10 protein-coding genes are annotated in these 14,237 nt (G+C 56.5%); 3 read left to right on the top strand and 7 right to left on the bottom strand.

The features are described from left to right. The first annotated feature begins 196 nt into the window (after positions 1-196). The 3 genes from HQ37_RS04585 to HQ37_RS04575 are packed head-to-tail and all read left to right on the top strand — an operon-like array spanning position 197 to position 6,344. Positions 197-3,208 carry a tetratricopeptide repeat protein gene (locus tag HQ37_RS04585; protein ID WP_036881066.1) on the top strand — a complete coding sequence of 1,004 codons (3,012 nt, stop codon included), beginning with the start codon at positions 197-199 and terminating at the stop codon, positions 3,206-3,208. Continuing rightward, complete coding sequence (locus HQ37_RS04580; protein WP_036881064.1) at positions 3,208-5,082, top strand: hypothetical protein; 1,875 nt, start codon at positions 3,208-3,210, stop codon at positions 5,080-5,082. The genes HQ37_RS04585 and HQ37_RS04580 overlap by 1 nt, the downstream gene beginning before the upstream one ends. A gap of 23 nt (positions 5,083-5,105) precedes the next feature. Beyond that, entirely contained in the window at positions 5,106-6,344 is a 1,239-nt protein-coding gene (locus HQ37_RS04575; RefSeq protein ID WP_036881057.1) for a Cof-type HAD-IIB family hydrolase, read from the top strand. 100 nt (positions 6,345-6,444) lie between these two features. Here the strand turns inward: HQ37_RS04575 and HQ37_RS04570 are convergent, their stop codons facing one another. The 7 genes from HQ37_RS04570 to HQ37_RS04540 all read right to left on the bottom strand — a co-directional run bounded on the left by HQ37_RS04570 (position 6,445) and on the right by HQ37_RS04540 (position 14,229). Further along, positions 6,445-8,220 carry an OmpP1/FadL family transporter gene (locus tag HQ37_RS04570; protein WP_152566793.1) on the bottom strand — a complete coding sequence of 592 codons (1,776 nt, stop codon included), beginning with the start codon at positions 8,218-8,220 and terminating at the stop codon, positions 6,445-6,447. A 100-nt stretch (positions 8,221-8,320) separates the two neighbouring features. Further along, on the bottom strand, positions 8,321-9,514 hold the full coding sequence (locus tag HQ37_RS04565; protein WP_152566792.1) for a hypothetical protein: 1,194 nt from the start codon (positions 9,512-9,514) through the stop codon (positions 8,321-8,323). Positions 9,515-10,024: 510 nt separating this feature from the next. After that, a complete protein-coding gene (locus HQ37_RS04560) occupies positions 10,025-11,353 on the bottom strand; it encodes a UDP-glucose/GDP-mannose dehydrogenase family protein (protein WP_036881051.1) in 1,329 nt (442 codons plus the stop codon). A gap of 9 nt (positions 11,354-11,362) precedes the next feature. Beyond that, positions 11,363-11,767, bottom strand: coding sequence for an HIT family protein (locus tag HQ37_RS04555; RefSeq protein ID WP_036881049.1), 405 nt, complete (start codon positions 11,765-11,767; stop codon positions 11,363-11,365). Positions 11,768-11,778: 11 nt separating this feature from the next. Continuing rightward, positions 11,779-12,249 (bottom strand): transcription elongation factor GreA, encoded by a 471-nt coding sequence (gene greA, locus HQ37_RS04550; protein WP_036881047.1) that lies wholly within the window; start codon positions 12,247-12,249, stop codon positions 11,779-11,781. Positions 12,250-12,593: 344 nt separating this feature from the next. Beyond that, positions 12,594-13,748 (bottom strand): sodium ion-translocating decarboxylase subunit beta, encoded by a 1,155-nt coding sequence (locus tag HQ37_RS04545; protein WP_036881045.1) that lies wholly within the window; start codon positions 13,746-13,748, stop codon positions 12,594-12,596. Positions 13,749-13,752: 4 nt separating this feature from the next. Next, entirely contained in the window at positions 13,753-14,229 is a 477-nt protein-coding gene (locus HQ37_RS04540) for a biotin/lipoyl-containing protein (protein ID WP_036881043.1), read from the bottom strand. Positions 14,230-14,237: the final 8 nt, after the last annotated feature.

Genomic DNA, 14,237 nt, shown 5'->3' with positions numbered 1-14,237 from the left:
GTGTCGTCCAAAGGCTATTCGCCTGGATGACACACCCTCGCTTCGCTAAGAACTTGCTATCTTTGTCCTACTGTCTTCCGCTATCCTCGGGATAGCCTCTCAAGGCCCTGCGGACACCTCCCCCGAGCCTCGGAGACAACAATAGGCTCAACCCAATAAACGACGTAGATCAAGCTACATCATGCACCCAACAAATATGAAACACCTCATCCTGTGCCTAGGGCTATCGGGCGCACTCTCATTGCCCACCCTAGCACAGCAGACAGCCCCCTCTGGCTCTGCCCTCATCATGACGCAGGCTCGGCACGACATCCTCGGGGGCAACTTCGTGGGCTATCAGCAGCAGGCCCTTCCGCTGCTGCCTCGCCTCCTGCCCCCCAGCTCCAGGGCTGCCTATGACCAATTGCTTGCAGGGCTCATCACCACGGGCCTAGAAGCCCCCGAGGAGGTACTCAACACCTTCCTCGAGCAGCATCCCAGTTCGCTCGATCGAGAGCGGGCCCAGCTGCTCATGGCCTCAGCCTATATCTCCAAGGGGCAGCTACTCCAGGCCAGAGGGCTACTCGAGCGCATAGACCTCAGGGGGCTCTCCGAGGCTGAGCAGGCCGAGAGAGAGGTTTACCTAGGCTACATTACCCTCTGCAAACCGACCCCACGACACCCCATCAGAGAGGCTCGCCCCCATCTAGAGCGGGCGATCATCAGCAACTCCCTCTGGGGCGAGCAAGCACTCCTGCTCATCGCAGCCCTCGAATGGCACGAGGACAATACCCCACAGGCTCAGCACCTCCTCTCCGAGAGGCGATGGAGCAAGGCCTTAGCTCCCGAGGTTGCCTACCTCAAGGCCCTCATCGGCTTCCAAACAAAATCGCCCGAAGAGGCCATCCAGCAGACCCTGCTGGCAGGGCTCAAGTACCCAGAGCTCCTCAAGCGTCCTCGCCTCATGGGCACACTAGGGCGAGCATACGAGCACGAGGGCGACGAGGCTGCAGCCCGAGAGTATCTGCTCCCCCTCTTGCAGCAAGGAGACCTCCTGCCCGAAGAGGCATACACCCTGGCTACCATTCTCTACAAGAGCAAGGACTACGACGGGGCTCGTAAGGCCCTCGCCCTAGCCACCAGCTCCACACACGAGGTCGGAGCTCTAGCACACATCCTACAAGGGAATATGCGCCTCGAGGCCGGAGAGCGATCGCAGGCTCTACTCGCCTTCGGCGCAGCAGCAGGCCACCCAGGGGCAACCCCACAAGCTAGAGAGTATGCCATCTACAACAGCATAAAGGCCTCCAGCGGAGGGGCTGCCTCGGACTTCGGGCACAGCCTACGCCTCTACGAGCAGTATCTCAAGGAGTTTGCAGACTCTCCTCGCCATAGAGAGGTCTACGACGAGCTAGCGGATCAACTGGCACTGAGCAAAGACTATGCAGCCTCGCTCGACGTGATCAAACGCCTCGACAACCCTCCGGCCTCCATCCTACACACCCAGCAGTACATCCTCTGCCGCCTAGGCGAGCTCTACATACAGCAGGAGAAGCCCGAGCTCTGGCAGCGGTATCTCAACGAGGCTATCAAGCTCGGTGATCAAGGCCTCTATTATACGGAGGCCCTTGCACTCTCGGCACGGATGCATCTCTCCCGAGGGGCTTATACCGAGGCGAGGGATGCGGCCCGCCTCGCCCTAAAGAAGGCACAGGCTTCTTCCCTCGGTCGAGGCATCCTCCACTACATCCTAGGCTATGCACAATATAACCTCGGGGCATACCCCGAGGCCGACAGAGCCTTCGCCCAATTCGAGACCCTAGCCACCGACCCCGCTCTGCGCTCCGACGCTCAGCTACGTCGAGGCGACTGTGCCCTCGTAGCCCTCGGCCCCTCGGCCGAGGCGATCCAGCACTACAGCAAGGCCAATGACCTCGTCGAGGGGGGCAATGCCGAGGCCCTTTACCGCTTGCAGCACCTCTACGGCCGCCGCTCCGACTATGCCCAGCAGATCTCGACGATCAATCAGCTCCTGAGCAAGCACCCTCGAGCCCCCTTCGTCGCCGAGGCTCTATACGACAAGGGGAGGGCACAGATACTCAGCGGGCAGAGCAATTCAGAGGCCGAAGAGAGCTTCAGAGAGATCGAGCGACGCTTCCCCCATAGCCGAGAGGCACGTCTTGCCAGCCTCGAGCGAGCCATGCTCCACTACAATGCCTCTAGAGCGGAGGAGGCCATCGCTATCTACAAGAGGGTCATCGCCGATCACCCCACGACCGCAGAGGCTCGGACAGCCTTGGCTGACCTCAAAAACATCTACACCGCACAGAGCCGCATGGATGAGTACATGAGTTATGCCGAAGCCCTCGGGGCTGGACTCAAGCCCTCGGACGAGGAGGCTGGACATCTACTCTTCCTCTCGGCTCAGAACCAGCATCTGCAGGGGCATGCCTCCTCGATCAGAGCCCTACAAGGCTTCGTCCAACGCTTCCCTTCGCATCAAGACACCGACAAGGCTCGACTGATGCTTGCCAAAGACCTGCTAGCTACAGGCCAAGCTACCGAAGCTCTCCCCCTACTCAGCCAGCTAAACCGAGCCGAGACCGAGGCAGCCCTCCGCCTCGAGGCCCTCGAGCTCTTGGCAGACTACCAATACAAGCAGGAGCAGGGCAGAGAGGCTCTAGCCTCCTATCGTGCACTCTATGCCTTCCCCGACCTCAGCCTGGGCGAGCGGCAGCGTGCAGGGCTGCTCGTAGCCCGACTGGCCCTCAAAGAGGGAGATCCAGCCCTCAGCGCACAAATGGCCGAGCAGACCCTAAACCTCAAACCACTCTCCCAAGAGATGCAGGACGAGCTCACCCTCATCCGAGGCAAGGCCTCCGAGGCACAAAACAAATCCAACGAAGCTGCTAAGATCTACTCGAGCCTAGACAAACGACTCGATAGCCCTTATGGGGCCGAGGCTTACCACAGCAGGGCACGTATAGCCTACGCTTCGGGGCGTGTCTCCGAGGCCAAGAAGCTCCTCGAGCAATTCATCGCCCAGGGCTCGACCCAGCAGTACTGGATGGCACGCTCCTTCATCCTACTCTCTGACTGCTACATGATGCTGGGGGATCGATACGCTGCCGAGCAATACATCTCCAGCCTCAAGGAGAATTACCAAGGAGACGAAGAGGACATCGCTCAAATGATCAATCAACGAATGCAACTATTTAACAAGCAATAATGAACACCACCCTCCCCCCCCTAGGCCGACTCCTCTGCCTCCTAGGGCTCATACTCCCCATCGCCCCTCACCTCGAGGCCCAATCACCACAGCGTCAGAGGGTCGATACCCTGCGCCGAGAGCTCACAGTCCACACAGACGAGGCCGTGAAGCTCGGCAAGCAAACCCCTCTACCCTTGAGCTTCGAGATAACGCCCATGCAAGCCATGCCTTCCTCTCGTGGTCATATGAGTGCGGCTCCGAGGCTATCTGAGGGCTTTGGCCTCTCCCCCCTCTCGTCTCTAGGCAGGCTAGTTGGGCAATTCGCCCCTAGTCCTATGCGGGGGTATATCAACCTCAGGGCAGGCATTAGCCCTCACTTAGGTCTGAGAGCAGGCTATCGGCCTATAGCCAGCGAGAGGGAACGTCTAGACCTCAGTCTCTCGACCCTCTTCTCGAGCTACACGCCCTATCAAGGACTCTTCAACGACCTGCATGCACGGGAGAATGACTTCCGTATCCATGGAGACTACAAGCGAAAGGCCACCTCTAGTCTATGGAGCATCGCGGCAGACTACCGCCACCATGGTTATAACTATTATGGGGCGGTGATAGAACCTCGGTTCTACACAGACAACCCGAACGGCCTAGACCGAGAGAAGCAACATCTGCTGGGCAAGGAGCACCTCTTCGGCCATTATCTCTCCACCTCTGTAGGGCTCAGTTCACTACCCGATCAGGGCAGTTCGTTCGCCTATGACCTCAGAGCAGGGCTAGACTACTCGAGCATCTCTCGCCGTAAGCTCCTCGGCAGTCCTGCCGTGAGCATCGGGGAGATCCGTCCCAGCTTGGAGGCGAATGCCCGTGTGGGGATCGGGGGCGACCACTCACTCGGGGCACACCTCGAGGTATCAGCTCTGCTCTATAGCCGCAATCTTCCTCCCGTCCTCATGGCTACACCCAGTGGGGAGAGGATCAATAAGACCCAAATCAGCCTCGCTCCCTACTGGCAGGTCGAGGGACAAAGCTGGCAAATTCGAGCAGGTGTAGGGCTATCGAACGACTCGTCGGTAGAGGGAGGCAGCCTCTTCCTCTGGCCCTACCTAGACGCTGAGCTCACCTTCGCCGAGACATGGTGCATCAGAGCTCAGGCCGACGGAGGCGTCGAAGAGAACCACTTGGCTCGTCTGGCTCAGCTGATGCCCTATCGTACCCGAGGGGTGATCGGAGGTAGCACTCAGGTGCGCCACCAAAGTCGTCTATCCCTCTCGGGCTCTATCGCTCGGGCTCTATCCTTAGAGCTCTATGCGGGCTACAGCCTACGTCAGAGGGATCTCAACTTCGCTGCTCAGACGCATGAGCATCTGACACCATATTACTCCTCCCCTACACTGATCGAGGGACTACCTCCGTATGAGATCTCTGGCGTCTCGCCACTGGATAGCCGCTCGATCTATGCGATCGAGTTCTCCCCCTACTATACCGATGTGCGCCATCTGAGCCTAGGAGGTCATCTAGGCTACAGCCATCATGGCCTCTGGAGAGCTCAGCTCTCGGCTTCCTACCACAACTACCAAGGTAAGAACGATGAGGTCGTATCGGGAAGGCCTAGCTGGGTCATAGATGCCTCGTATGAATACATGCCCGTCAAGGACTTCAGCCTCAAGGTCAGCTATGAGCTACGCTCGGGCATCCTCTACCGCTACCTCCCGAAGAAGAGCACCGAGGAGCTCGAAGCCATGCATCTGATCCATCTAGGCCTCGTCTACAAGGCCAACTCTCATATCTCCCTACAGGGTCAACTCAGCTGGATGCCTAACTCCAAGAGCACCCTCTACTATGGCTACCGCATGCAGCAAACCATGGTCTCGGCAGGGATCAACGTCAATTTCTAACCCCTAAAAACTACGACTAGAGTATGAAGTACAAGCTCATGGCCATCGACGTCGATGGCACCCTCGTCAATGACTCGGGCGAGCTAACAGAGCTCACCCGAGTAGCCCTGCTGCGTGCTCAGGAGGAGTTTGGCATTCGGCTCATCATCGCCTCTGGCAGGCCTCTAGCAGGTCTCAGGGGCATTGCTCAAGAGCTGCAGCTGGAGCGGTATAGCGGCTACCTGATGCCCTTCAATGGGGGCGAGGTCTACAACTGCCGCCTAGCCAACCCTATTGCTCAGGCAAGCCTAGGGAGCGAGACCATCGCCTCACTCTATGACCTAGCCCAGGAGCACGGGCTCAACATCTTGACCTACACCTCAGAGGATGAGATCATCTCTGAGTGCATTGATGACCCTTACTTGCAGCTCGAAGTGGGGATCACAGGGATGAAACCTAGACAAGTAGTGGACTTCGTTGCAGCCAATCCCTCGAGCCGCCCCAAGTGCTTGATCGTCGGCCCTAGCGAACGGATCGAGGCCCTTGAACCGATCGCACAGGAGCGACTAGCAGGGCGAGTCAACGTTTTCCGATCACACCCCTCTTTCCTCGAGCTAGTACCCTGGGGGGTGCACAAGGCTTCGAGTATCTCTCAGCTAGTCGATCGTCTCGGCTACACGGCTGAGGAACTAATTGCTGTAGGAGATAGCTTCAATGACCTGGAGATGATCCAGTATGCAGGCCTCGGTGTGGCTATGGCCAATGCCAAGGAGGCTATCAAAAGCTGTGCCGAGTACGTTACCCTAAGTAACAATGAGGATGGCATAGCCCACCTGCTGAACAAGTATATCTTCACCCCTCGAGAGGACGTCCCCTACACGATCGAGGAGATCAACTCGATCGTCCCCGGTACACTGATGGACTCGCTCGGCATCCGCTGCACAGCGATCTCCCGAGGCTATGTAGAGGGGACAATGCCCGTAGATAAGCGTACCCGCCAGCCCATGGGCATCCTGCACGGAGGGGCGAATCTAGCCTTTGCCGAGACTATGGCAGGCCTAGGCTCTGTGGCTCTGCTGGAGGAGGGAGAGATACAGGTCGGGATGCAGGTCAGTGGCAATCATATCTCCTCAGCCATTGAGGGGGATATGATGCGTGCCGAAGCTCGTATCATGCACCAGGGACGCAGTACGCACCTCTGGAGCGTGGAGATCTATTCGCTCAAGAGTGGTAAACTCATCCACACAGCACGCATCCTCAACAGCATCCTCAAGCGACGCTAAGGGATGAGGGTAGGCAAAGCCTGACAAAAAGGAACAAAGTAACGAGGGTGTGGCAGACAATCTGCCACACCCTCGTCGTATCACGGGATCAACCCTGGAGCTAGAAACGATAGCTCACAGAGAAGAGCATCTGACTGCGATCCTGTCGGTAATCAATTCCCTTGAGCCCCTTGAGCCAAGTAGCCCCAGTCTCTCGGGCGAGATCTGCATCGATTACATCAAAACCATCACGCAAGCCTCGAGCAATAGCATTTCGCTTAGCAGGATCGAGGATAGGGCCAAGATCAGCCATAGGGCTGAAGGCATAGACCTTGTCCCGAGACATCTGATGCACATAAGCTACATCGAGAGACCAAGAGGGCGAGAGCTTGTAGCCGAGCCCGAGGGAGAAGCTCTCCCGAGTGCCAGGTAGGGTAAAGTGCAGTACAGTGCTGGGAGTAAGGAATTCGACTGTAGGGCCAGAGATCCCCGAGAGGCGAGGATTCTTGAGCTTCTGCTCGGCTCTCGTATAGCCCGCTCTGAGCGAGAGGCGACGTGTAGCCATCCACTCAGCCCCGAGGCGTAGGGTGCTCTTGCCACCGAAGTCCTGGCTGATAGCATCGTTGTCCACCTCGTAGGGGTTGGTCTTGGAGGGTCGTACGCCGTAGGCATCCCTCGCCTCGTCGAGACGAGTCCCCCCGAGGCTACTATACTCATAGTCCACGCTTACGAAGCCCTTATGTGCGAAGACGTAGGCTGCGCTCAGACCAAACCGCCAGGGAGTGCGCAACTCGAAGCTATTGGCTGCATTCTCAGGCCGCTCGCTCTGATAGAATTTGCCGAACGAACTTAGCCCATTGGCCAGCGGGGCAAAGTCATGCTTGAGGCTATAGACCGTAGGGCTGTAAACCGAGGCTCCGAGGCGTAGACCTCTCAGGGGCTCGACGAGCACTCCCAGTCCAATCCGTGCGCCACCGCCCGAGATAGAGACAGAGTTGTGCAGACCTAATCCGTGGCGACGGCCATCAGTGAAGCGATCGTAGCCCTCTGAGTAAGTGGAGGAGAGCTCGTAATCAAGATGCACCAGGGTAAGCGTTGCCCCGAAATTGAATATATCATTGACTCGCATCCCGAAGGCAAAGTCGAAGTCCGACACTGCCCCACGCTCGTCAATGCGCAACCCTGCATCGTAGGGGCTATAGGTTTCGAGCCCCCCCCCTGCTGTGGGGTAAGTGAAGGCCGAGTAATATCTCCCGCCTAGTGGGTCATTGGAGGTAATCCAACCCGCTTGATAACCCAAGATCCCAAGCCAAGGTAGATGACCACGGCCATAGGCAGCGACTCCATCCATTTGGGAGTGTGGGATGAGGGGTGGCTCTTGCGTCCCTCCTCGGCCGTACTGCATCCGGTTGAGTACGGCGGCACTGATGTCGGCCAGCGAGGTAGCTCCTAGCCCCTCGAGAGCTGCATGTGCCTGTAGGCTTCGGTGAAATCGCCCGCCACTGCGCATCCCCACGCCAGCCGTAAAGCCGAGCTTGCTGCCAGTATTCCAGCTGGACATGAAGCTCAGCTCATCGAAGTTGAAGAGGTTGCCTTGGGTGGTTAGTCGTTCGTTGTACCAGTCGGAGCGACCACGCTGACGGGTATAGCCCATCGTGGTGCTGACCTTATTGCCTCGGCGAAAGAGGGCTAGACTGGCGGGGTTCTGATTGACTGCAGAGAACTCTGCCCCGACAGCACCCATAGCTCCTCCGAGGGCCTGATAGCGGGCCGAGCCACGCTGCTCGTGCGCATCGGCTAGAGAAACGGCGGTAGACTCGGACTGAGCCCAGAGATCAGGGACGGAGAGGAGGGCTAGGCTCAAAAGCCCAGCTCCTAGGACTATCTTCTTTCTCATGATCGTATATATCTATTAGACGACTAGGGGAGCGATGGGGGCAGGATCGTGCACACATCACCCCTCCAGTCTATACTGATGAAAACTATATCTGCACCTATCAGCGTCTACGTGTAGGAGCATCGTAGCGTCCAGAGCCCGATGAGCCTCCACCGCTACTACGGCTGGGAGAGGAATAACTTCCTCCACCGCTGCGAGAGCTTGATCCGCTCTCTTGAGAGGAGCGGCTGCGGCTCTCGGAGCCATAACTATCGAATGAGGAGCGGCTGCGACTCTCCGAGCCCCTGCTCGAATCATAGCTACTGCGAGAGCTTCCCTGACTCTGGTAGCCGTCGTAAGAGGAGATGCCCCCTCGAAGCGGACGCGAGCGATCGTAGCTAGAGCGACTGCGTCCTCGACCCTCGAGAGTCTGAGCACTCTTGTAAGCCCCATAGGCTGTACGCTCGGACATATAACCTCGGCCTTGGCTGTACGATGAACGCCCCCCATGGCCGTAGGGATTGCGGTAGTAGTGATCGTCGTAGGCACGGGCATGACGGCCATCGTAGTAGCCAGTCCCATAGCCTCCATAATAGCCCCCATAGTAGCCTCCGCCATAGTAACCCCGGTAATAACCTCGATAGTAGGGATCGAACCAAGGATCATAGAAGCCGCCACCCCACCAATAGTCGGGGTAAGGCCTCCAGGGGCGATAATGCCAAGAGGGATAATACCCGTAGCCATAGTACCAGGGGGCATAGTGATGCCCATAAGAGTACCAGGGATACCAAGAGTCGTACCACCAGGGATTACCTATGGTAAGCCACATACGGCTAGAGCCCCACGAGTCATGGTAGCGTAGCTGACCATTGATGTAGACTGCATCGGGATCGTTGATGATGACCGTCCCATCAGTATGGAAGCGCAGGAGGCGATCCGAATAAGGGCCATAGACAGACACCTCTACATCACCTTGTTTTCGAGACGAAGTAGCGTTCAGTAATTGTGCTATCTCCTCATCGAGCAAAGCATTCTCTTCACTCTCGTGCCCATTGTAAGCATCTATCTCTCTCTGTCTCTTCTTGCGCTTATACTCGGCCATGAGGGCAGCCTGCTTGGCCTCCCACTCTCGGCGGGCCTTGATAGCAGCCTCACGACGTATCTGAGCCTCATGACGCTCACGCTCACGCAGACGCTCCATGTCTCGGCTTGAGAGATAAGCATCGTCGAGATACTTATCATCGTTTTGTGCCCACGCTCCAGAGCTAGTCGCCAAGACCAGGATGCCCAGGAGCAAAGCTTTGTTTCGTTTCATAGCCCAAAATGTATTAACTATTGAACATATGGCCTCCGCCCTCAGCCAGCAAGTCTTCACTTGCCTGGTGTGCTTCGTCGAGAGGCCTACTCTCGTTAAGCAAAAATAATGAATTAATATATTATTACAAAATTCTCTACTCACCATCCTCAGCATTGCCAGGGTCAGGAGGGCAGTGGCCAAGAGCCTCTGCAACGATCCCAGTAAGATCTCGATCGAACTCCTATCTGAGCCTCGAGTGAGATCCTATTAGGATCACACTTGAGACCCTATCTGGACCTCGAGCGAGGTGCTACGGGGGAGATCGATCGGGCTACTACCGAGAGCTCATCGCACCTGCTACCGAAGGATCTCTTCTCCCACCTCTATCTATATAATGCAGGGAAAGACAATATATTGCATCCCTCCTCCCTCTCTACGAGCAGACAGCTATGGGCTAGATACAACAAAGGCTGTATCAGAGTATCAACTCTGACACAGCCCTATCGCAAAGATCTCAACCCTGAGGTTCTAGAGCCCATCTCGCTCCGCGACACCGATGCTGAGCTTGCGGATGCCAGCCTCCTCGGGAGCTTGGTCGAAGACGTTACGCCCATCGATCAAGAGAGGCGAACGCATGGCTTTTTGGATGACTTCCCAGGCAGGCATTCGGTACTCCTTCCACTCCGTTACATGAAAGAGGACATCCGCCCCGAGAGTGCTCTCATAAATATCTCGTGCATACGAGACCCGATCTCCCAGCACACGGCGAGCCTCGGGCATCGCCACGGGGTCGTAGACCGAGACCGTACAGCCAGCCTCCAGGAGACGATCGATCAGCACCAGCGAGGGAGCTTCTCGGATGTCATCCGTACCAGGCTTGAAAGCCAAGCCCCAAACGGCGGCATGCCGCCCCTTGACCTGACCGTTGTAGAAACGGGAAAATCGCTCGAAGAGCACCTCCTTCTGCGCCCTATTGACCTGCTCGACAGCCTCAAGGATGCGCATCTGACAGCCATGACTATGCGCCGTATGGATCAGGGCCTGCACATCCTTGGGGAAGCAAGAGCCCCCATAGCCACAGCCAGCGTAGAGGAATTTGCTTCCGATACGGGTGTCTGTACCGATACCCATGCGTACCATACCGACATCCGCCCCCACACGCTCGCACAGGAGGGCGATCTCGTTGATGAAGCTGATACGCGTAGCCAGCATGGCATTAGCCGCATACTTGGTCATCTCGGCCGAAGCGATGTCCATGAAGAGCACCCGAAAGTTACTCAGCAACATAGGTTTATATAGACGAGTCATCAGTTCCCTTGCCCGAGGGCTGTCCACCCCGACAACGACACGGTCGGGCTTCATGAAGTCATCTATGGCATTGCCCTCCTTGAGGAACTCGGGGTTCGAGGCCACATCGAATTTGATGCTCACACCCCGCTCCTTCAACCCCTGCTCAATGGCCTCCCGCACCAGTCGAGAGGTACCCACCGGGACGGTGCTCTTGGTAACGACCAAACAGTATCGCTCTAGGTGGCGACCAATGCTATGGGCAACCTCGAGGACATAGCTTAGGTCTGCAGAGCCATCCGCCCGAGCAGGCGTGCCAACAGCGCAAAAGGCAATCTCAACCTCGGGCAGTACCCGTGCTAAATCGGTCTCGAAGATCAGGCGGCCACCCTCGAGCCCTCGGCGCACAAGCTGCTCAAGGCCTGGTTCATAGATAGGGATGCGCCCCTCTCTTAGCCCCTCGATCTTGTCTCGATCTACATCGACACAGTAGACCACAGCCCCCAGCTCTGCAAAGCAGGCTGCGCTCACCAGGCCTACGTACCCGATCCCAACGACGGCAATATTCATCCCTCAGATCTATAGGTACTCCTTGGGGACGAAGGCTCGTATGCGTACAGCCATCTCCTGCAGCTCCTGGCCACTCATCTCCACCTTGTGCTTGAGGTTCATGTCTCCCAGCTCGTTGAGGGGGATCAGGTGCACATGAGCATGGGGCACTTCGAGGCCCACAACCGAGACACCGACCTTGATGCAATGGGTAGCAGACTGTATCGCAGAGGCGACCATACGGGCAAACTCCATGATCCCCGAGAGGCTCTCGGGGCTTAGATCGAAGAAGTAATCGACCTCCTGCTTGGGCACAACCAAGACATGCCCTGCCTGCACGGGGTTAATATCGAGGAAGGCATAGTAGGCCTCACTCTCAGCGACACGATACGAGGGGATCTCTCCCGAGATAATGCGACTAAAGATCGTAGCCATAGTCCCTCCCCTTAGAAGGTAATCTCTAGGATCTCAAAGCTCACCAGCCCACCAGGGGTCTGTACCTCAACGACATCGCCAACCTTCTTGCCCATGAGGCCCTTGGCGATGGGGGTATTCACCGAGATCTTAAACTCTCTGAGATTAGCCTCAGAGTCTGATACGAGGGTATAGCTCATCTCAGCTCCGTTCTTAGTATTGCGGATCTTGACCTTATTGAGGATCTGCACCGAGTCCGTACCCAGTCGGCTCTCGTCTATGATGCGGGCATTGCTCAGAATCCCTTTGAGCTGAGCGATCTTGCTCTCGAGCAGCCCCTGAGCCTCCTTAGCTGCATCGTACTCGGCATTCTCAGAGAGGTCGCCCTTGTCTCTAGCCTCAGCGATCTGTCGAGAGATCTCCGGACGCTGCACCGACTCTAGCTCGGTGATCTCGGCTACTAGCTTGTCGTAGCCGGCCTGGGTCATATAGTTATATGCCATAGTGAGGTAATTGTGTTTGATGTTTCGTCTGTAAGTATAAACAATGTGAATGCTAGCCCTATACAAAAAACAAGTCCGAAGCAACTACAAACCCATGAACGGTTCAAAGGCATATCTATGACCGACCCATGCGCTTATACGAAGTCTCGGATACTCGCTTATATACTCGCCATGCTCTCGCAGGGAGATCCCTGCCGAAGCATCACAGGACAAAGATACTAAGTTTTTGGTTTGGTTGTATTTCTGTGTATCACCCCACCTAATCAAAAGAGCAGTGGGTGCACCGAGACTTCCGTCTCCGCACACCCACTACCGAGGGTTCGCTATAGCACACTCTCTCCTGATTAGGCCAGGAAGCTCAGCAGGATACCTGCCGCAACAGCAGAGCCAATTACCCCTGCCACGTTAGGCCCCATGGCATGCATCAGCAGATAGTTGCGGGGGTCATACTCGAGCCCGACCACCTGAGAGATGCGTGCTGAGTCGGGGACAGCAGATACACCTGCATTCCCGATCAGAGGGTTAATCTTGTTCTCCTTGCTGAGGAAGAGATTAAACAGCTTAACAAAGAGGATACCACAGGTCGTAGCGATCATGAACGAGAATGCCCCCAAGGCAAAGATCTTCACCGAGTCTCCAGTGAGGAACTCCGTGGCCTGCGTAGAAGCCCCGACCGTTACCCCTAGGAGGATCGTAATCGTGTCGATCAGAGGCCCCTTAGCCGTGTCCGCTAGACGCTTAGTAACACCACTCTCCTTGAGCAGATTACCAAAGAAGAGCATCCCCAGTAGAGGCAGAGCCGAGGGGACTAAGGTACAGGTCAAGAGAAGCCCTGCGATGGGGAAGATAATCTTCTCCGTCTGAGACACCTCACGAGGACGCTTCATGCGGATCAAGCGCTCGTTCTTGGTCGTAAGCAGCTTCATAAAAGGAGGCTGGATAATGGGTACTAGAGCCATGTAAGAGTAGGCCGATACCGCAATAGCCCCCATGAGCTGAGGAGCGAGCTTGGACGAGAGGAAGATAGCCGTAGGGCCGTCAGCACCACCGATGATCCCAATAGCCCCTGCTTGACTAGGAGTGAACCCAAGCTGCAGCGAAGCCATATAGGCCGCAAAGATCCCAATCTGGGCGGCAGCACCGATGAGCATCAATTTGGGGTTGGAGATCAAAGCCGTAAAGTCGGTCATTGCCCCTATACCCAAGAAGATGAGCGGTGGATACCATCCCTGTTGCACACCTTGATAGAGGATATTGAGCACAGAACCCTCCTCGTAGATCCCGATGCGGAGACCTTCACTGAAGGGGATATTGCCAATAAGCATCCCAAAGCCAATGGGGATCAAGAGCAGTGGTTCAAACTCATACTTGATGGCCAAGAAGATGAAGAGGATTCCGATACCCAGCATGACGAAGTGCTCGGGCAGAGCATTCGCAAAGCCAGTGTATTGCCAGAATGTCTCTAGGTTCTTGACCAGGAAACCACCGAAGAGCAGCATAGTACTAGCCGATAATCATGATTTCAGAGCCCTCGAGGATGCTATCCCCCTTGGCTACCTTGATTGCGGCCACTACGCCATCACACTCGGCATTGATGTTGTTCTCCATCTTCATAGCCTCGAGGATAGCTACAGTCTGACCAGCCTTAACCTGATCGCCTACATTCACCTTGAGATCTAGGATGACGCCAGGCAGAGGGGAGAGTACAGCCGTACCCTTGGCAGCAGCTGGAGCAGCCGCTGGGGCGGGGGCGGCAGGGGTTGGAGCAGGTGCGGCTGCAGGAGCAGCAGCGGGAGCAGGTGCGGCCGCAGGAGCAGGCTTGGCGGCCGCAGGGCGTGGAGCAGGTGCAGCTCCCCCCTCGCTGAGGATGTCTACCTTGTACGATGTACCATTTACTTCTACAGCAGCAGTGTTGCCTTCGAGATCGATGATGGCTACGGTGTACTCGTTGCCATTGATGCTATACTTATATTCTTTCATGATGGGAA

This window comes from Porphyromonas sp. COT-239 OH1446 (assembly GCF_000768875.1).
GTDB lineage: Bacteria > Bacteroidota > Bacteroidia > Bacteroidales > Porphyromonadaceae > Porphyromonas.
The sequence above is the reverse complement of the archived record's forward strand: the minus strand, read 5'-3'. Positions and strand labels throughout refer to the sequence as shown.